This is a genomic window from Corallococcus exiguus, assembly GCF_009909105.1.
In the GTDB taxonomy this organism is placed as follows: Bacteria; Myxococcota; Myxococcia; order Myxococcales; family Myxococcaceae; genus Corallococcus; species Corallococcus exiguus.
Map to the genome: position 1 here is coordinate 257398 of NZ_JAAAPK010000015.1, position 19078 is coordinate 276475.

11 protein-coding genes are annotated in these 19078 nt (G+C 71.1%); 8 read left to right on the forward strand and 3 right to left on the reverse strand.

From position 1 onward, the window contains the following. The 3 genes from GTZ93_RS39210 (at position 1) to GTZ93_RS39220 (ending at position 10235) form a co-directional block, all read left to right on the forward strand. Complete coding sequence (locus tag GTZ93_RS39210) at positions 1 to 6534, forward strand: HEAT repeat domain-containing protein (protein ID WP_139921225.1); 6534 nt, start codon at positions 1 to 3, stop codon at positions 6532 to 6534. After that, the gene (locus GTZ93_RS39215; protein WP_161663317.1) at positions 6531 to 8390 is read left to right on the forward strand and encodes an SWIM zinc finger family protein; all 1860 of its coding nucleotides are present in this window, start codon (positions 6531 to 6533) and stop codon (positions 8388 to 8390) included. Before GTZ93_RS39210 ends, GTZ93_RS39215 begins: the two co-directional genes overlap by 4 nt. 399 nt (positions 8391 to 8789) lie before the next feature. Beyond that, positions 8790 to 10235, forward strand: coding sequence for a reverse transcriptase family protein (locus GTZ93_RS39220; RefSeq protein WP_139921725.1), 1446 nt, complete (start codon positions 8790 to 8792; stop codon positions 10233 to 10235). Positions 10236 to 10242: 7 nt separating this feature from the next. On the opposite strand, the gene GTZ93_RS39225 is transcribed toward GTZ93_RS39220, so the two are convergent. Continuing rightward, positions 10243 to 11220, reverse strand: a complete 978-nt coding sequence (locus GTZ93_RS39225) for an alpha/beta hydrolase (protein ID WP_139921723.1) — start codon at positions 11218 to 11220, stop codon at positions 10243 to 10245. Positions 11221 to 11393: 173 nt separating this feature from the next. Between GTZ93_RS39225 and GTZ93_RS39230 the strand changes: the two genes are divergently transcribed. From GTZ93_RS39230 to GTZ93_RS39245, 4 genes are all read left to right on the forward strand, one after another. Further along, positions 11394 to 12917, forward strand: coding sequence for a GMC oxidoreductase (locus GTZ93_RS39230; RefSeq protein WP_139921721.1), 1524 nt, complete (start codon positions 11394 to 11396; stop codon positions 12915 to 12917). A 99-nt stretch (positions 12918 to 13016) separates the two neighbouring features. After that, on the forward strand, positions 13017 to 13634 hold the full coding sequence (locus GTZ93_RS39235) for a TetR/AcrR family transcriptional regulator (RefSeq protein ID WP_121754878.1): 618 nt from the start codon (positions 13017 to 13019) through the stop codon (positions 13632 to 13634). Then, positions 13631 to 14836, forward strand: a complete 1206-nt coding sequence (locus GTZ93_RS39240) for a multidrug effflux MFS transporter (protein WP_139921719.1) — start codon at positions 13631 to 13633, stop codon at positions 14834 to 14836. The genes GTZ93_RS39235 and GTZ93_RS39240 overlap by 4 nt, the downstream gene beginning before the upstream one ends. A 62-nt stretch (positions 14837 to 14898) precedes the next feature. Then, positions 14899 to 15783, forward strand: a complete 885-nt coding sequence (locus tag GTZ93_RS39245; RefSeq protein ID WP_161663318.1) for a class I SAM-dependent methyltransferase — start codon at positions 14899 to 14901, stop codon at positions 15781 to 15783. Positions 15784 to 15790: 7 nt separating this feature from the next. Here the strand turns inward: GTZ93_RS39245 and lnt are convergent, their stop codons facing one another. Both lnt and GTZ93_RS39255 read right to left on the reverse strand, forming a co-directional pair. Further along, positions 15791 to 17383 carry an apolipoprotein N-acyltransferase gene (lnt, locus tag GTZ93_RS39250; RefSeq protein WP_139921715.1) on the reverse strand — a complete coding sequence of 531 codons (1593 nt, stop codon included), beginning with the start codon at positions 17381 to 17383 and terminating at the stop codon, positions 15791 to 15793. Next, positions 17380 to 18009, reverse strand: coding sequence for a hypothetical protein (locus GTZ93_RS39255; protein ID WP_139921713.1), 630 nt, complete (start codon positions 18007 to 18009; stop codon positions 17380 to 17382). The genes lnt and GTZ93_RS39255 overlap by 4 nt, the downstream gene beginning before the upstream one ends. A gap of 79 nt (positions 18010 to 18088) precedes the next feature. Between GTZ93_RS39255 and GTZ93_RS39260 the strand changes: the two genes are divergently transcribed. Next, positions 18089 to 18946, forward strand: a complete 858-nt coding sequence (locus tag GTZ93_RS39260) for a hypothetical protein (protein WP_120581083.1) — start codon at positions 18089 to 18091, stop codon at positions 18944 to 18946. The last annotated feature ends 132 nt before the right edge of the window (positions 18947 to 19078 follow it).

Below are 19078 nucleotides of genomic sequence, written 5' to 3' on the forward strand. Positions count from 1 at the left end.
ATGGCCAACCTCTCCATCGGCAACATCGAGAAGGTCCGTGCGCTGGCTGCCAATGCGCGCCTGCTCATCGTGGGCGGCACCCGCGCCGCCGCCGACAGCCGCCTGACCGCGTACGATCCGGCAACCAACAAGGTCCTGTGGACTTCGCCCCTGCCCGCGCACGTGCTGAGCGTGGCGCTGGCCGGCGAGCAGTTCGCGGCGGCGGGCGCGGACGGCACCGTGCGCTTCGGGTCGCTCACCGACGGCACCGTGAAGTTCCAGCTCCACAACGCGCACCCGGGCGGGTGCACGGCGGTCGCGGCCAGCCCTGACGGCAAGGTGCTGTACACGGCCGGCGTGGACGGCTTCGTGCGCGCGTGGGACTGGGACAGCACGAAGAAGCTGAAGGAGTGGAGCGCGTCCTCGCAGCCGCTGCGCGCGGTGGCGGTGGACCCCACGCACACGTACGTCGCCTGCGCGGGCGATGACAGCGTGGTGCGTTCGTTCACGGTGGCGACGGGTGCGCGCCGGGACATGCCGGGCCACGAGGGCGCGGTGCGGGCGCTGGCCTTCACCCCGCGCGACGGGCGGCTCGTCTCCGCGGGTGACGACGGCAAGCTGCGCATCGGCTACCTGGTCGGCGCGGTGGAGTTCGAGGTTCGCGGCGACAAGGACAGCGGCCACGCGGGCTCCGTGCTGGGGCTGGTGTTCCCGCCCACGCCGCAGGCGGAAGCGGGCCAGGACCCGGCGGAGCGCATCGCGTCCGTGGGCAGCGACGGCAAGCTGAAGGTCTGGCGGCTGGACGAGCGCCGCAAGCCGCGCACCTTCGAGCTGGGCAGCAAGGCCCTGAACGCGGTGGCCTTCGCGCCCCCGGCGAACCCCCGCCAGGCGAAGCAGCTGCTGGGCTACCTCTTCGTGGCCGGCGAGGACCGCCGCGTCACGCGCATCACGCTGGGCACGGACGGCAAGCCCACGGATGAGACGACGGCGTTCGGCCACGGCTTCGACGCCCTCAACGAGGCGCTGAAGGCCGCCCTCCCCCGCCGCGAGGCCGCGGTGAAGGAGGCGGTGGCGCTGCTGGAGCCGGAGGCGCTGGACTTCGTCCTGGGCGTGCTGACCTCGGACAAGGACGCCGCCGCGCGCCGGCTGGCTGCCACGGAGCTGGGCAACCACGGCCGCACCGCCGCGCGGCCGAAGCTGCGCGACCGCCTCAACGACGACGACAAGACAGTGCGCGCCGCGGCGCTGGACGCGCTGGTGAAGCTGGAGACGGAGTCGCCTCTGGCGGCCCCCCGCTCTGCGCTGGATTCGCGCTTCGTGGACACGCGCGTGCAGGGCCTGCGCCTCTTGGCGAAGCTGGGCAGCGCGTCGCCGCTGGTGCCGGGCCTCATCGCCAGCAAGCTGCCGGACACGAACGCGGAGGTGGGCACCGCCGCGCTGGACGCGCTCACCACCGTGTCGCCCAAGGGCAGCACGGAGCCGCTGAAGCTCGCCTTCGAGCGAGGCCCCGCGGCCCTCAAGGTGGAGGTGCTGCTGCGCGCGTCGGGAGCGGGCCTGCTGGGCGACCCGCGCCTGCAGCCGCTGGTGGCGCGCGCGCTGGACGACGCGGACCGGGACGTGCGCCGCGTGGCCTTCGCGGTGCGGGTGCTGGAGCGCCGCCCGCTGGCCGCCACGCTGGAGGCGAAGGACGAGGAGTTCGCGCGCACGGTGCGGGAAGTGACCCGCATGCTGACCCTCCAGGCGAAGCGCGCGGCCGGGGACACGGAGGCGAAGTCCACCACCGACGCGGAGCTGGCTGCCTCGCGTGAACAGCTCTTCGGAAAGACGGCCGCTGGCGCGGCGCTGACGGAGGCGGACCTGGAGCCGCTGCTCGCCGCCATGGCGTGCCGCATGCCGGACACCGCCGTGCGTGGCGCGCGTGTACTGGCGCAGCTGGGTGACGGCCGCGCCCTGGGCGCGCTGCTCCAACTGTCGCGCGAGGACGACGCCGCCATCCGCCGTGAGACGGCCGCCGCGCTCCAGGCGCTGCAGGACCCGCGCGCCCGCGAGCGGCTGGTGTGGATGCTGGACGACGCGGACGGGGACGTGCGCGCCGCGGCGCTGACGGCCGTGGTGGCGCTGGACGCGGACGCACCGCTGTCCGCCGCCGAGGCCGCGCTGCGCTCCGGTCACGAGGACGTGCGCGTGCGCGGCCTGGACCGGCTGGTGAAGCTGGGCGCCAAGGCGGAGGGCGCGGAAGGGCTGCTGGGCGACGCGCTGGAGGACGAGTCCGCCAAGGTGCGCGGCGAGGCCTTCCGCACGCTGTGGGCCTGGAACGACAAGGAGCCGGTGAAGGCGCTGGACCGCGCGCTGGCGGGCCGCTTCCCGGACCTGCGCACCCGCGCGGTGGAGGTGCTCGCGCAGCGCGGCACCGACGACTGGGCGCTGGAGCGGCTGAAGAAGTCCGTGGAGGACCGCGACGCGGGCGTGGCCACCGCCGCCTACGAGGCGTGGGTGAAGCTGGCCGGCAAGGAGAAGGCGGAGCCGCACCTGGCCGCGCTCAACACCACGCACCCGGCCCTGCGCGAGAAGTCCGCCAAGGCCTCCGTGCACGCCCCGGCGGAAGCCATGCGCTCCGCGCTCCTCAAGCGCGTGCAGGACGAGCACCTGGACGTGGCCTTCGCCGCGTTGGAGGCGCTGGACAAGCTCATCCCGAACGAGAACGGGCCGCTGCTCGCGGGCATCGCGGCGTCGGCGCTGCCGGTGCGCGTGCGGGCCTCGGAGCTGCTCGCCCCGCGCGGCGCGGAGGACATCATCGAGCCCATGCGCGGGCTCATCACGGACAAGGACCTGGAGCGGATGTATCCGCCGGGCTTCCTCGTCCCCCTGCGCGTCCGCGCGTCGCGTGCGCTGGCCACGCTGGGCTCGCGGCGCCTGCTGGGCTTCTACGCCACCACGCTCCTGCCCCACGAGGTGACGGACCTCCAGGAGCAGGGCGCGCGCGGTCTCGCCACGGCCAGCCGCCGGGGCGACGAGGGCGCGCTGCTGGATGCGCTGGGCCACTCGCTGGTGGCGGCGCGTTCGTGGGCGGCGGACGGTCTCTCCCGCCTGGGTGACGTGCGCGCGCTGCCGGTGCTCACCGGGAACCTGCGCCATGAGCACCTGCCCATCCGGTTGGGCGCCATCCTCTCGTTCGCGGCCCTGGGCCACGAGGGCGACGGCGGCCTGCTGCACGGCCTGGAGGACTCCGCGCGCGAAGTGCAGGAGATGGTGTTCGCCATCGTGCTCGCGCGGGACCTGCGCGCCAGCCGCGAGGGTGGACCGCCGGACCTGCTGACGAGCGCGTTGTCCAGCGGTCGTCCGGAGGTGCGTTACGCCGCGGCCCGCGCGCTGGAGCTGCGCACGGAGCCGGAGGCGTACCGCGCGCACCTGGTGGAGGTGCTGCTGCCGCCGCGTCCGGAGAAGGCCGGCGACATGAAGGATTGGCCCGCGGAGGAAGACCGGGCGAAGCGCGTGATTGGGCTCGCCGAGGCACTCTCCAGCGGTCAGCCAGAGCAGCGCTACGCGGCGGCGCAGGTGCTGCTGCTGCGCAACAAGCCGCTGGACTACTTCCGTGAGGCGCAGAAGGTCGCGCGGCCCAGCTCGCTCCAGTCCCCCTGGAAGCCGGAGACGGCCGATGGCGCCGCGCACGTCATCCAGCCCTCCACGCCGGAGAAGCAGGGCACGGCCTCCGCCACGGGCAAGAGCTGGCTGCGCCGCCTCTTCTCCGCGGTGAAGCCGCCGGAAGGCTCGGGCACGGGTACGCCGAAGGACGCGACGCAAGCGGAGCGTCAGCACCTGCGCCGCCTCGCCTTCGGCGCCTACGTGGGCCTGCTGCGTCAGGTGACCGCGGGTGACGAGGAAGGCCACCGCGTCCGCCGCGACGCCGTGGACCGCGTGGTGAAGCTCACGCAGGAAGGCTACGCGGGCACGTCCGCCGCGGTGGCCGCCCTGCTGCGCGCGCTGGAGGATCCGCACCAACTCGTGCGCCGGGCCGCGCTCGCGGGCCTCAAGGAACTGTACCCCGCCGGCAGCGACGAGCCGCTGGCGCTGGCCCTGGCCTCGCTGGCGCCGGACGTGGCGCGCGCCGCGCTGGAGGAGCTCGCCGAGCGCGGTGACAAGGCCCGTCCGCGAGTGGCCGCCGCGCTCAACTCGCCGCTGCCGGAAGTGCGCAAGTCCGCCTTCGAGCTGCTGGAGAAGCTGAGCCCGCCGGGCAGTCTGGATCCGCTGCTGGCCGCGCTGGGCAGCGAGCACGCCGACCTGCGCGTGGGCGTGATTGAGCGGCTCGCGGGAGCCAACGACCCGCGCGTCACGGAGGCCCTGGGCCGCGCGATGGGCAGCGAGCACGAGGACCTGCGGCTGCGCGCCGCGGAGCTGCTCGCGTTCCGGGGCGACGACCGGGCGGTGGAGGTGCTGGGCACCTTCCTGCGTTCGGAGACGTCGGCCGTGGCCCGCCGCGCACAGGAGGCCCTGGCGCGACTGGGGACCTCCGCCGCCGTGGCCGCGCTCGCCGCGCGCCTGACGGTGGCCACGGAGATTCCGGAGCGCACCCGGCTGGTGGCCGCGCTGGGCCGCACGCACCGCGCGGATGCGCTGGACGTGCTCGCGCGCCAGAGCGTGGAAGACGAAGCCCCGTCCGTGCGCCTCGCCTGCGTGACGGCCGCGATGCAGCTCACCTGGCCGGCGGAGCAGGAGAAGCTGAATGAGGACGAGCGCGAGCTGAAGAAGCGCGACGCGGCGCTCGCGGTGCGCTTCCTGCGCGTGGCGGTGAAGAGCCAGGACCCGGAGGTCCGCAAGGCCGCCGCCGGCGAGCTGGAGCACGGCAAGAGCGAGGGCCAGGACGCGCTGCTCGTCCAGCTCTTCAACGACCGCGACGTCACCGTGCGCGCGGCCGCCGTGGAGCACTACTCGAAGCGCGTGGTGGGAGAGGGCGCGGCGGTGGAGCCGCTGGAGGAGATCCTCCGCGCCGGCGCCCGCGAGCTGATGCTGCCCGCGGCGGAAGGCGTCGCGCACCAGCGCCGCGCCAGCGCCCTGCGTCCCCTGCTGCTGTACGCGCGCGCCGGTGAGCCGCACGAGCGCGGCCGGGCCCTGCTCGCCCTGGGCACCCTGGGCGACGTGCGAGCCCTCTCCGAGCTGGAGACGGTGGCCGGCGGAGGCACGCCGGAAGCCCCGGCCGAAGAGGACATGGTGTTCGCCGCCATCGAGGCCCTCGGCCGCCTGGCGAACCGGATGCCGGATGGCGAGGACCGCCGCCGCATCGAGGAGAAGGTGGAGGCCGCGGCCACGGACGGCGCCGCCTTCCAGCGCCAGGAAGCCGGCGTGCGCGGCCTGCGCGCCCTGGGTGGAGAGCGCGCCCGGGTGAAGCTGGAGGCGCTGCTCGCCGACGGTGAGACGGACGACGACGTGCGCCGCACGGTGGCGGAGGAGCTGGGCAAGTTCGGAGACCCGGCCGCCGAGGCCGCCCTGGCCGCCGCGCTGAACGAGGAGGACGACGACCTTCGCGCCGCCGCGCGCAAGGCGCTGGACGTGCTCTTCCCCAAGGAGCGCACGCGGGTGGAGTTCCTCGCGGTGCAGAGCGAGCACGAGGACATCTCCGAGCCCGCCGCCACGTACCTCGCCAGCGAAGGAGACCCGGCACTGCTCGTGCCCCGTCTGGCCACGCTGGACAACGTGGAGCTGCGCCTCCGTCTGCGTCGCGGCCTCGCCCGCCGTGGCGCGATGCCGGTGCCGGAAGTCATCGCCCTGTTCGGTCACGACAAGCCGGAGGCCCGTGAAGAGGCCGCGCGGCTCGTGGGCACCTGGACGGGCGACGCGCGCGAAGCCGGCGCCGTGGACACGGCAGGACTGACCCGCGCGCTGGTGGCCGCCGAACGGCGCACCGCCACCGCCTGGGTCTCCGCGCAGCCTCCGAAGAAGGAGCCGCTGGCCGCCGCCTGGGAGCGCCTGCTCTGGGCGGGCTCACGGCTGGGCGCGAAGGAGCTGGTCGCGACGTCCGCCGAAATCCTCCGCAAGGGTGAGGCCCAGGCGCCCGCCGCCGTGCGCCAGGAAGCGGCGCGCGTGCTGGGACGGCTGAAGGCCACGAACGAGGCGCAGGCCCTGCGCACCGCGCTCGGTGACCCGGACGCCGCCGTGCGTTCCGCCGCCGCGTCGGTGCTGGCCGCGCTGGTGCCGGAGCAGTCCTCGGCCTGGGCGCTGGAGGTGAAGCCCTTCGACCCGGTGGCCCTGGGCCCCACGGGCGCGAAGGTGGCCCAGTCCGCGCTGACCAGCAGCGAAGGCCGCCGGCTCGCGGTCCCCGCGCTCCTGGCGAAGAAGGACCTGAAGCCGCTCGAGTCCGTGGCCGCCGACGCGAAGCCGGAGGTGCGGCAGGATGGCTGGGCCGCGCTGGGACGCCTGGGCGGAGACGAAGCCGCGGCGCTGCTGAAGACGGCGGCGTTCGACAAGTCGCAGTCGGTGGAGCTGCGCAAGGCGGCCTACCGCGCCCACAAACGTGCACGCCGGGCCGCTGAGCGCGCCCGGAAGGAAGGTCAACCGTCGTGAGCACCGCAACCGCACGTCATCCCGTCGCGCTGAGCTACTCCGCGCAGAGCGACGTGGTCGTCACGCCGGACGCCTCGCGCGTGCAGCTGGCCCTGGAGGGCTCGCGAGGCACCGTGGGCGTCAGTGGCCAGGTGAAGGACCCCACCCTCTTCCGCGACGCGCTGGCCGCCGCCTTCGCGGTGCTCTCCAGCGACCTGCGCTACCGGGGCCGCGACCGCACCGCGTACCTCGCGTACCTGATGAAGCAGGGCAAGCGCGCCAGCGCCCAAATCTGGGAAGCGCAGAAGGCCTTCCTCGACAACGCGCTGGAGGGTGAGGAGAAGAAGGACGCCGTCCTGGACCCCGTCCTCACGGTGGATCCGGACCAGGTCTCGCTGGAGGTCTTCTCCCGCGACGAGAGCGCCTACGCGCGCCTCGCCTTCGACAACAGCCTCTTCGACAAGCGCCAGGCCGCGCACGGCTCCACGTTCCTGGACGTGCCGCAGGACCTGCCCGCCCGCCTGGACCGCCTGCGCGCCTACGCCCCGGTGGTGCTGGAAGCCCACGTCGCCCCCACCGCGAAGGCCGCCCCCGCCACGGAGCCCCGCGCCCCGCGCACGGTGGAAGTGCCCCACGCGTGGCTGCGAGGCTTCCTCCAGGTGCAGTCCGCCGCGACGCTGCCGGCCACCACCTGCTCCATCGCGCCCATCGACCTGTACAACCTGCTCTTCGCGCTGCGCACCCGCCGCTCGAAGAAGGCGCCCCGCGCGCTGCGCTTCGAGCTGGTCCCCGGCGCCCCGCCCCGGCTGGTGCTGGAGCCCTGGGAGCAGGTGCTGGAGTGCCACGGCGGCGTGTACACGGGCAGCGCACCCGCGGTGGTGCGCACCTTCGGCCGTCAGCGCCTCGCCGCGCTCGCGCGCCTGTTGCCCCACGCGAAGAGCGTGCACGTGCAGCTGCTGGGTCCGGGCCTGCCGGTGTTCTGGGTCATCGACCTGGGCGCGGCCACGCTGACGCTGGGGCTCACCGGCTGGACGGAGAGCGGCTGGTCCAGCGCCGCCGCCTTCGACGCGCTGATGCCGCGCGACGTGCCGGAAGGCCTGGCGGAGTCGCTGCGCAACCGCCTGCGCAAGGACGGTCCCCTCGCCTTCGAAGTGCTGGCCAAGGACGCGGGAGCGCCGAAGGATCAGGTGCGCGCCGCGCTCCAGCTGGAGTGCCTGCGCGGCCGCGTCCTCTTCGACGTGTCCCGTAGCACCTACCGCCCGCGCGAGCTGATGCCCACCCCGGTGGACGAGGCCGCGCTGCGCTACGGCAACGAGCGTGAAGCCCGCGCCCACCGCCTGCTGGGCGACGGCAGCCCGGGTTCGGGAGAGGTGAAGCTCACGCAGGTGCACGACATCGTGGGCGAGGGCACGCGCATCCAGGGCGAAGTCGTGGACCGCGAGGCGGTGCGCAGCTTCTTCCCCAGCTTCACCATGGACCTGGAGGGCCGCGTGAAGGACGCGAGCTGCGGCTGCCCGCACTTCCGCCGCTCCGGTCTGCGCGAAGGCCCCTGCGAACACATGCTCGCGCTGCGCCTGGCGTACGCCCGCCGCCGCGCCGAGGAAGAAGCGCTCCGTCAAACGCCAGAGGGCCGCAAGCTCATCCGCGCGGAGACGCGTGCGTACGTGCGCCGGGATCCGGCCACGGGGCTGGAGCAGGTGTATCGCGTGTCGCTGGACGGCAAGGTGGTGGCCCTCACGTGGGGTCCCCGCCTGGGCGACTCGCGCCACCAGCGCCTCTGGTTCGACACGGACACGGAAGCCCGGACGGCGTACTTCAGCCGTTTGGAGAAACTGACCGCGGACGGCTACATCGACGCGGCCTCGACTCTGGTGTAAACACTCACTCAACGGCCCGGCCGCCGACGGGGCGGCCGGAAGGATGGTGGCGCCGGACTTAAATCGAATAGCGAGTGGTCGAGAGAGGTCTGGACCGCATCAGCCTTAACGCCTCGAGCGTAGGAACGGCGTTGCGCCGTTCTGGTTGAAATGCTGGACACTCTCCGCAAGGTAGCCTGTTCTTGGCTCTCTCCCTCCCGAGCACTACCGTCGGGGTGGGAAGCGGAACCAACGACGCAGCCGCCGTTTTCCCACCCCGACGGTAGTGCTCGGGAGGGGAGAGCCGGTGAGGCTACCGTGCCCCAGGTGAGCTGGTGGTGCCTTCCTGGCCTCCCTCGACCGCTCGCATTCGTCTCCGTCGCCCCTCCCTGAGCCGCCGCGCCCGTCGAAGGTAACTCGATGACCGCCAAGCTGGAGTCGTTCGTCCCCGCCGCCCCGCCGCAGGCCGTTGCTGACACCGCGCCCGCAGCGCCCCCCAACTCCGTCGCGAAGCGCGAGGCCGCGAAGGCCGCGCACGACGCCCTCATCACGCGCTGGAAGGCCATCACCGAGGCCGGCGGCGCGGACGAATGGGTGCAAGCCCAGCTCGTGTCGAAGGGCGCGCTCGCGGACGAGGTGGACTTCTCCTCGCTGAAGGAGAAGGAGAAGACGGCCTGGAAGGAGAAGAAGAAGGCCGAAGCAGTGGAGCGCCGCGCGCTGAAGCGCCAGGCCCACGAGGCGTGGAAGGCCACGCACGTGAACCACCTGGGCGTGGGCATCCACTGGAACGAAGCCGGCCTGCCGGACAAGTTCGACCTGGAGCACCGCGAGGAGCGTGCGCGCCAGAACGGCCTGCCCACGCTGGACTCGGCGGAGGACCTGGCCAAGGCGCTGGGCCTGAGCGTGTCCAAGCTGCGCGGCTTCGCGTTCCACCGAGACGTGGACACGGGCTCCAACTACGTGACGTGGAGCATCCCCAAGCGCACGGGCGGCGAGCGCACCATCACGTCCCCCAAGCGGGAGCTGAAGGAAGCGCAGCGCTGGGTGCTGTCGAACGTCGTGGAGCGGCTGCCGGTGCACGGCGCGGCGCACGGCTTCGTGGCGGGGCGCTCCATCCTCACCAACGCGCTGGCGCACCGGGGCGCGGACGTGCTGGTGAAGGTGGACCTGAAGGACTTCTTCCCCTCGGTGCACTGGCGCCGGGTGAAGGGCCTGCTGCGCAAGGGAGGCCTGAAGGAGAACACGTCCACGCTGCTGGCGCTGATGTCCACGGAAGCGCCGCGTGAGCGCATGTCCTTCCGGGGCAAGACGCTGCACGTGGCGAAGGGGCCGCGAGCCCTCCCGCAGGGCGCGCCCACCTCACCGGGCATCACCAACGCGCTGTGCCTGCGCCTGGACAAGCGGCTGTCGGCGCTGTCTCGCAAGCTGGGCTTCACGTACACGCGCTACGCGGACGACCTGACCTTCTCCTGGACGAAGGCGAAGGCGCCCAAGGCCCGCCGCGCGCAGGGAGCGCCGGTGGCGGTGCTGCTCGCGCGGGTGAAGGACATCGTGGAGGCGGAAGGCTTCACGGTCCACCCGGACAAGACGCGAGTCGCCCGCAAGGGCAGCCGTCAGCGCGTCACGGGGCTCGTGGTGAACGACGCCAAGGACGGCACGCCCGCCGCCCGAGTCCCCCGCGACGTGGTGCGCCGCCTGCGCGCGGCCATCCACAACCGCCTGAAGGGCAAGCCGGGCCGCGAGGGCGAGTCGCTCGACCAGCTCAAGGGCATGGCGGCGTTCATCTACATGACGGACCCGGAGAAGGGCCGCATGTACCTGGATCAGCTCGCGAAGCTCGAAGCCGCCCAGCCCGCCCAGGCGTAGCGCGGAACTAGCGGGCTCCCGCCTTCTTCGTCCGCCGTGAAGGCTTCTTCGCCGGAGCCTTCTTCTCCACGGGCGTCTCCACCGAGGGAGTCACTCCCTCCACGGGCTTCAACGCCTTGTCCGCGAACTCCAGCAACCGGCGCGGATACTCCGTGGGCGCGGCAGCGGCGAAGTTGCCATGCGAAGCGCCGGGGATGCGCCACGTCTGCGCATACGACGAGACGTGCGCGAACAGTTCGTCCATCAGCGGCTGCCCTGACTCCTCCGTCCCCGCGACGATGAACAGGGGACGGGGCTTGATGTGGTCCACCGCGTCGAGGGTCCGCACCTCGTCCAGAGCGATGCCCCGCCGCCAGAACGGAACCAGCGCCCCCGTCTGGGTCACCACGCCGAAGCGGCGAAAGTCATACGCCGCCGCCAGCCACAGCGTGTTGAACGGAGACAGCAGCACCACCGCTGCGACCTGAGGGTCCTTCGCCGCGACCTCCGCCACCGCCGCGGATCCGATGGAGAACCCGAGCGCCCCCACGCGAGCCGGATCCACCTCCGGCTGAGCCCGCACGTACGCCAGCGCCGCGCGCACATCCTGGCGCTCCTTGTCACCCCAGGTGGACGTCTCGCCCCCGCTCTGCCCATGCGCGCGCAGGTCGAACAGCAGCACCCCATATCCCCCGTCGCGCAGCACGCGGGCCTCCGGCACCAGGTCCATGCGCGTCTGCGACAGGCCATGCGCCAGCACCCACGCCGCCTTGTTCCGGGATGGCAGGTACCAGCCGCGCAGCTCCACCCCGTCATCCGTGCGCAGCGTCACCTCACGCGCGTCCCCGAAGTCCGCGGGCAGCACCGCGGCCGGCCTCGGGTAGTGGAAGTACTGCTCGGAGCGCCACGCCGCGCGGCCACCCAACGCCAGCGCCACCAGCAGCAACGGAAACACCAGCACGCCCAGCACCCGCCCCCACCGAATCCGTTTCAACAACCCAGCCATGTCCGCCCCTCTCCGACAGCAAGCGACCCGTACTCCAGAGCGGAAGTCACCGCCCCAGGCTTGTGTTGGCTCCTGCCAGACATCTAGGCGCTATAGGCGCCAATAGGGTCCTGATTTACAATTTAGGCGAACTTTAGCAGCGGCGGCAGATTGACCGTCCTGGGTGAGCAGGCATGAAGACGTCGAAGACGGTCTATGACGCGGTGGTGGTGGGTTCGGGAGCCTGCGGGGGATGGGCGGCCAAGCAGCTGACGGAGGCAGGGCTCCAGGTGCTGGTGTTGGAGGCGGGCCGAGGAGCGAACGCGGACCGGGCGCTCCACCTGATGCACCGCGTGAAGCAGAAGCTGGGCTACCGCATCGAGTCGGACGCATCCCGCAAGTCGCGCCAGTCCATCCAGGCCACGAGCTTCGCGTGGCCGTTCCATCCGCACGCCTTCGTGGATGACGTGGACAACCCCTACACCACGCCGCCCGACGCACCGTTCGCCTGGATTCGAGCGAGGCAGGTAGGCGGGCGGACCAGCGTGAAGGCTCACGGCCGCCAGTTCTACCGGCTGTCTGACTTCAACTTCCACGCGGGCAGCCTGGACGGATTGAGCCCGGACTGGCCGCTGTCGCACGCGGACCTGGCGCCGTCCTACGCAATCGTGGAGCGGTGGATGGGCCTGCGAGGCAACTCGGACGGCGTGGACACGCTGCCGGACTCCGTCTTCACCGGCCCCGCGCCGCTGTCCCCCGGAGAGGTCCGCCTGCGCGAGAAGGTGAAGGCCCGCTGGCCCGACCGTCACGTCGTCGCCCGGCGGACGGCGAACGCGCCGGTGACGCTGCCGGCGGCGCTGCAGACGGGGCGGCTGACGCTGCGCTCGCACGCCATCGCCAGCCACATCCTGCACGACCCGAACACGGGCCGGGTGACGGGGGTGTCCTTCATCGACGCGAACTCCGGCACCTCCGAGGAGGTGCACGCGAAGGTGGTGGTGGTGGCCGCGGGCACCATTGAATCCACACGGTTGCTGTTGCACTCGCGAAACCGGGCGTTCCCGGACGGCCTGGCGAACAGCTCGGGGCTCGTGGGCCAGCACCTGATGGACCACATGTACCTGCGAGGCATCGAAGCGAGGATGAACCTGCCCGCGCACCTCCAGCAGAAGGAGCACGGCTGGGCGTACATCCCCCAATTCCGCAACGTCACCGAGCGCCACCCCAACTTCGCGCGAGGCTACGGCATTCAGGTCTTCACCTTCGACGACCAGATGCACATGGTGCCCTTCGGAGAGATGGTCCCGCGCGCGGAGAACCGCGTGACGTTGAGCGCCACGGTGAAGGACCGCTGGGGCATTCCGGCGGCGCACATCGAGTGCCGTCACTCGGACAACGACCTGAAGATGACGGAGGACGCGGTCGCCTCCTGTCTGGAGATGTTGGAGGAGGCGGGCTGCACGGTGGAGCAGGTCAACAAGCAGCTCTCCGACCCGGGCATGGCCATCCACGAGGTAGGCACCGCGCGCATGGGCAAGGACCCGAAGACGTCCGTGCTCAACCCGTTCAACCAGAGCTGGGATGTGCCCAACCTCTACGTCACGGATGGCTCCTGCTTCCCCTCGCAGGGCCCGCAGAACCCCACCCTGACGATGATGGCGCTCACCGTCCGCGCCTGCGCCCACCTGGTGGGCGAGCTCAAGGCCGGCCGCATCTGATTTCCCTCGGAAGCTGACGCGAGGGGCCCGCGAGAACGGGCCCCTTGCACGACTGGCGCGAATTTATTACCTACCAGTCAGTAACTAATCCTTCGCGCCATGTCCCGCCCCCCACGCGTCACCGACCTGCAGATCGACGAAGCGGCCCGAGCCGTGTTCCTGGCGCAGGGTCCATCCGCGCCGCTGCAGGACATCGCGAAGCGGCTGGGCATCTCGCAACCGGCGCTGCTGCACCGGGTGGGCACCAAGGAGGCGCTGATGTCGCGAGCCCTCCGCCCCGTCCCGCCCACCGCGCTGGCACTGCTGGAGCCAGGGCCCAGGGACAACGCCCCCATCGAGGACCAGCTCCTGGAAGCGCTCCTGCACCACCGGGACTTCCTGCGCCAGCTGGTGCCCTGGTTGTTCGTGCTGCACTACTCCGCACTGGGTGGCGCGAGGGCCCTGCACCTGGAGACACCGCCCCCTGTCGCGCTCAGGGAGGGGCTGACGAAGTGGCTCACCCGGGCGAAGCGAGCCGGACGGGTGGACCTCGCCGAGCCCCGAGTCGCGGCGGAAGCACTCTGTGGAGCGCTGGAAGCCCGCTGCTTCAACGCCCACGTAGGCGGCGCCACCTACGCCCCCGGCGATGACAAAGCCGTCCTGCGCCAGCTCATCCGGGTGCTGCTGACGCCAGGAGAAGCGCCCGCACGAAAGCCTCAGAAGAGGACCGCCAGATGACGACCGCCACGCCCAAGCTGTCCCGCTCCACAGAGGGAGCCGGGCTGATCATCCTCCTGGGGGCGCTCATCGGCTTCGGGCCGCTGTCCATCGACATGTACCTGCCGGCGTTCCCCGCCATCGGCGAGTCACTGCGAGCGACAGCAGGAGAGGTGGAGCGCACGCTGGCGGCGTTCTTCGCGGGGCTCGCGGTGGGGCAGCTCTTCGCGGGACCGGTGAGCGACCGCTTCGGCCGCACGAAGCCGCTCTACGTGGGCCTCGTGCTCTACGTGCTGGGCTCCATCGGCTGCGCGACGGCGCCATCGGCGGAATTCCTGGCGGCGTGCCGGTTCGTGCAGGCGTTGGGTGGCTCGGTGGGAATGGTGACGACAAGGGCCGTCGTGAGGGACCTGCACTCGGGAGCAGCGGCGGCGAGGATGATGTCGCGCCTGGTGCTGGTGATGGGCCTGGCGCCCATCCTGGCCCCGCTGCTGGGCGGCTGGGTGCTGCGAGCCGCGGGCTGGCGAGCCATCTTCGGAAGCCACGCGGTCATCGGCCTCATCGCGCTGGGAGCGGCATTCGCCATCCTGCCGGAGACAGCGCCTCCGAGGAGCGGAGCCACCCCGTCCAAACCCTTCCAGGCGATGTGGAGCATCACGAAGGCGCCAGACTTCCTGGGGCCTGCGCTGGCTGCGGCGCTCGCGCAGGCAGGGATGTTCGCGTACATCGGCGGTTCGCCCTTCGTGTTCATCACGTTGCACGGCGTGAAGCCGGAGCACTTCGGCTGGTTCTTCGGAGCGAACGCCGCCGGGCTGGTGGCGGTGTCGCAGCTCAATCACTGGCTTCTGGCGCGCTCCTCGCCGGAGCGGGTGTTGAAGCTGGCGGTGCGAATCGCCGCGCTGGCGGGGCTGGCCCTGGTGACGGTGGCATCGACAGGCGTTGGCGGGCTGTGGGGCATCGCGCTGTCGCTGTTCGTGTTCGTCTCCACATTGGGAGCCATCACGCCCAACGCGACAGCCCTGGCGATGGAGCAGCACGCGAAGCAGGCAGGCATCGCGTCAGCGGTGCTGGGAGCGCTGCAGTTCATGCTGGCGGCGGGAGCCTCCGCGACCGTGAGCGCAAGCCACGACGGCACCGCGAGGCCCATGGCCCTGGGAGTCGCCATCGCCGCCCTGCTCGCCCTGGGAGCACTGAGCCTGGCGAAGCGAGCCCCCGCGCACTGAGCCGAGGGCCCCGAGGGTGGGATTGACACTCCGGAACGCGAAGCCCGATGGTGCGGTGCGAAATGCTCGCACCCTTCTACTCCGCCTGCCCAGTCTGCAATGAGACCGGATCCCGACCGGTCGTTGCGTTCCAAGAGCTGAGCTACGGCCGTTGCACGGGCTGTGGGCTCATCTACAAGCGGGAGCAGAAGCCAGGTCTGGGCGAGGGCTACGAAGAGAAGTACTTCAAGCACAACCGCGCGAAGTACCTGAGCCGCTGGGACCACCGGGTGCGCAAGTGCCTGAGGCAGGTGCTGGTGTGCCTGGAGTACGCGCCGCACGCGAAGGACCTGCTGGATGTGGGGTGTTCCGCGGGCTACGTGTTGGAGGCAGCGCAGCGAGCAGGCTTGAAGGCCACGGGGCTGGACTACTCCCAGTTCACGGTGAACCTCTGCCGCGAGCGAGGCTACACCGCCGAATACGGCTCGCTGACACAGATGCCGTTCCCGGACGCGTCCTTCGACATCATCACGTTGAAGCACACGCTGGAGCACGTGGATCAGCCCATGGATGGGCTGCGAGAAATCCAGCGCGTGTTGAGGCCAGGAGGCGTGGCCTTCGTCATCGTGCCGGACGCGGCCTACTACAAGATCATCGTGATGCCCCGGAAGGGCCGCTCGTTCCGCCCGGACCGGCGAGGCTGGCAGCACCACGTCTACTTCTACGAGCACAACCTCGCGGACGCCTGCGCCAGGGCCGGAATGCAGCCCGTGAAGGCAGGCAAGGACATCCTGCGCCGGAGACTGGCGAAGGGCCTCCGAGCCCCCTACGAATACGCACGCTTCGCCTTCCTCTGGGCCTGGGTCCAGGTCTGCCGGCTGACGCACATGCGCAGGGAAATCCAGGTCATCGCCCAGAAGCCCAACGCAGACGCACAGCTCCCCGCCCCGCACGCCGAAGCCGCCTGAGCGCGCGTCACACAGGCCGGCGAATCCACACCCCCAGCACCACGGCCAGCACGAGCGCCACGGGCCCCAACCAGTCGCCCCAGGCCCCCGCGAGCGAGCTCAGCCGATCCGCGGTCGGCACACGCATCACGGTGCCAGCGCGCTGATTGTCCTCGAGCTCGGAGGTCCACGTCCCCGCGGGGTCAATGAACGCGGAGATGCCCGAATTGGTCACCCGAACCTGCGCCGTGCGCGTCTCGATGCTCCGAAACGCCGCGTGCATCAGGTGCAGCCGGGGCGCGGGAGTGCCGGAGAACCACGAGTCATTCGACAGCGTGAGAATCAGGTCCGCCCCCTGACGCACCTCCGCCGCGACGTAATTGGGAAAGACGGCCTCGTAGCAGATGAGCGGAGCCACCTTGAGCACGCGGCCGCCGTTCAACCGGAAGTCCACCAACCGGGGACCAGGGCCGCGCTTCCAGCGACCAGTCCAAGGAAGCATTGCTCGCAGGGAAGGCGTGTCCACCGCATCCGGAACCCACTCCGTGAGGGGGAAGAGCATCGTCTTCCGGTACGCGGACTGAGCCAACTCGCCCGTCGCGGAGGGGCCCAAGAACATGGCAGCATTGAACTCGCGTTCGCCGTCCAGGTCGTACGTGCCGAACACCAGCGGAACACCGCGCTCCGCCACCCACGAGCGGATCTCATCATCGAGCGCGCCGCCGTCCTCGCTCTTCGGCGTGCCGAACGTCGTCGGATACACCGTCTCCGGCCACACCAGCAGGTCCAGCGGCCCCGAGCGCAACAGCGCATCCGACATCGCGTAATGCGTATCCAGGATGTTGCGAACAACCTCGTAGGTGCCCTGCTCCGCGGCCAGCTTCTCGATGTTGGTGATGTTCGCCTGCACCGCCCCCACCACCAGCGACGGAGCCGAGTGCACCGCCGAGCGCACCTGCCCCAGCCGCACCCATCCGTAACCCCACCCCACCACCGCCAGCACAACCGCCAGGACCACCGGCCTGAGTCGCAAGCCCCGCTGAGAAGCCAGTCCCTGCGCGATTGAAACGACACACTCGTTGATGAGCAGCAGCCCCAGCGTGAGCCCCGGAGCGCCAGCCAGGTCCGCGCCCTGGCGCAGCGTCTCCGAAGCATAGAGGGCGTGGCCCAGCGTCTCGGCGAACAGCTTGGGCGTGAACCACTCGGTGCCCACGTACACGAGCGCAGTGAGCACGGGAGGCACCCACGCCAGGCGCGGCACCTCCGCCACCCGCCGGCGCGCGTACCACCGAACCCAGGCGGCGGTGATGAACTGGAGCTCCAACACAGGCGCGATGAGAAGGAACACGCCCCAGCACAGCCACACCGGAGCACGTGAGTACGCCGCGATGGCGCCCGGGAACCAGCCGAACACCGCCGCGGTGAACGTCACCGACAGCAGCACGCCCAGCCCCACGGCCCCCCGAGCGGAACGGACCCCGTCCAAGGCCGCGAGCCACGGTGCCATGGCCACCACGCCCAGCCACACCCAACCGGGTCGCAGCTGTCCAAACACTTCGAACAGCACGGTGGTCGCCGCGACGCCCAGGAGCGCCCCGGCCCACCCCTTCACGGACGTCACTGCGAGTCCTCGTCCTCGACAGGAATCTCCAGCAGCTGGTGAGGCATGCCGGGGGGAGCCATCTCCTCGGGCACCACACGGTTCTCGGGGATGGGGATGGGCTGCCCGTTGGCGTCCTTGGGCGTGAAGTCCGGATGGAACATCAGGATGGCCGCGAGCGGCTGCCCGTTGTCCGTCGCCTGGTAGTGGCGCATGTAACCAGGGGGCAGCTCGAAGTCGTCGGGCACGACGAGCCCCCGCTTCAGCGGCTTGGTGCCGCGCTGATACAGGGCCGTCCCGCTCTTGCCCTCGGAAGGCGGCGGGTCATCGACAGGCATGGGGGCAGGCTCCTCCACGGGCACGGGCGCGGCGACATGCGCGACCGCAGGGCGCACGGAAGGGCGCGCGGGTTCCAGGGAGGGAGCCACCGGCGCAGGGCGCTCGGCCACCACGATGGGGGGCAGGTCCTCGACAGGCACAGGGCGGGAGAGCCACCAGAGGCATAGCCCCACGCACAGGCCGGTGATGACGACGGCACCACCGATGAGCCGTGAGCCCACACCGCCTGAGGACTCACGCGAGGGCGTCACCCGCGTCACGCCATCGGAATCCGTGCGACGTTCAGGGCCAGGCTGCGGGGAACGCATGTTTTGAGGGGCCTCCGGGGTGCGTATGCTACGGAAGCCGCTCGTATCGAGGCAATGCGCGCGCGGCCATGCCCCTCCCATGACCGTCGACGCGTCGAGCCCCTTCCCCATCCACGCCTTCACACCCCGTCTGCGCGCGCTGGGAGCGCTCCTGCACGCCACGGGGCTGGGCACGCTCTGCTACTTCACCGCGCTGCTGTTCAAGGACGTGCTCGCTGGCACCCAGACGCTGGCACCCGTACCGCTGGCGACAGGACTCGCGGTGGGAGCAGTCCTGCCGCGCATCGCGCTGCGCCTGTTACAGCGAGGAACGAGGGCCACGGTCACGGTGCGGCCGGAAGGCCTGGTGCTCACCCAGTCAGGGGGAGCGCACTTCGAGATTCCCTTCGAGGCACTGGAGTCCATCCGCCCGTGGCGTCTGCCCCTTCCAGGCCCGGGACTCACACTCCGGCTGCGAACAGGGCGAGCTTTCGACTACGGCCTGGCAGTGCAGGCCCCCATGCCCCTGCTGGAGGCGATGGGGACGCTCGGAGAAGCACGAAATGATCCGCGAGTGCGATACGCCCAAGCACGGAGCGAGAAGTGGCGCAGGCGTTGGTACGACCAGGCCCTGAAGTACGGCCTGGTGCCCGGAGTGCTCGCCGGCATCTTCTTCCGAGCGCACCAGTACATCTCCTTCGGAGGTCCGTTCGGAGAGCTTCAGATGTACGGATGGACGTCGTACCTCACGTCCTTCGCGCGCACCTGGTTGCCGGTGTTCCTGGCCCTGCTGTTGTTTGGTTGTTTCTGGAGAGCCTTCGCAGAAGCGCTTTGCTTCGGCGCCGCGTGGCTGGGTCCCCGGTGGGCACGCAACGTACGCACCGGCGCGGAGTGGACCTGCCGGGCGCTCTATTACGTGGCCCTGCCTGTCTTTCTCGCGGTGCGGCTGCTGGGCTGATTCGCAAAGACAGCCATCAGCGTGCGCGGATCAACGCGCAAAGCCAGGCGGAGGAACACAAGCCCGCAAAGACAAAGCCCCTGGCGCCTTGCGGCACCAGGGGCTTTCAAAAAGAATCCGGCAGCGACCTAC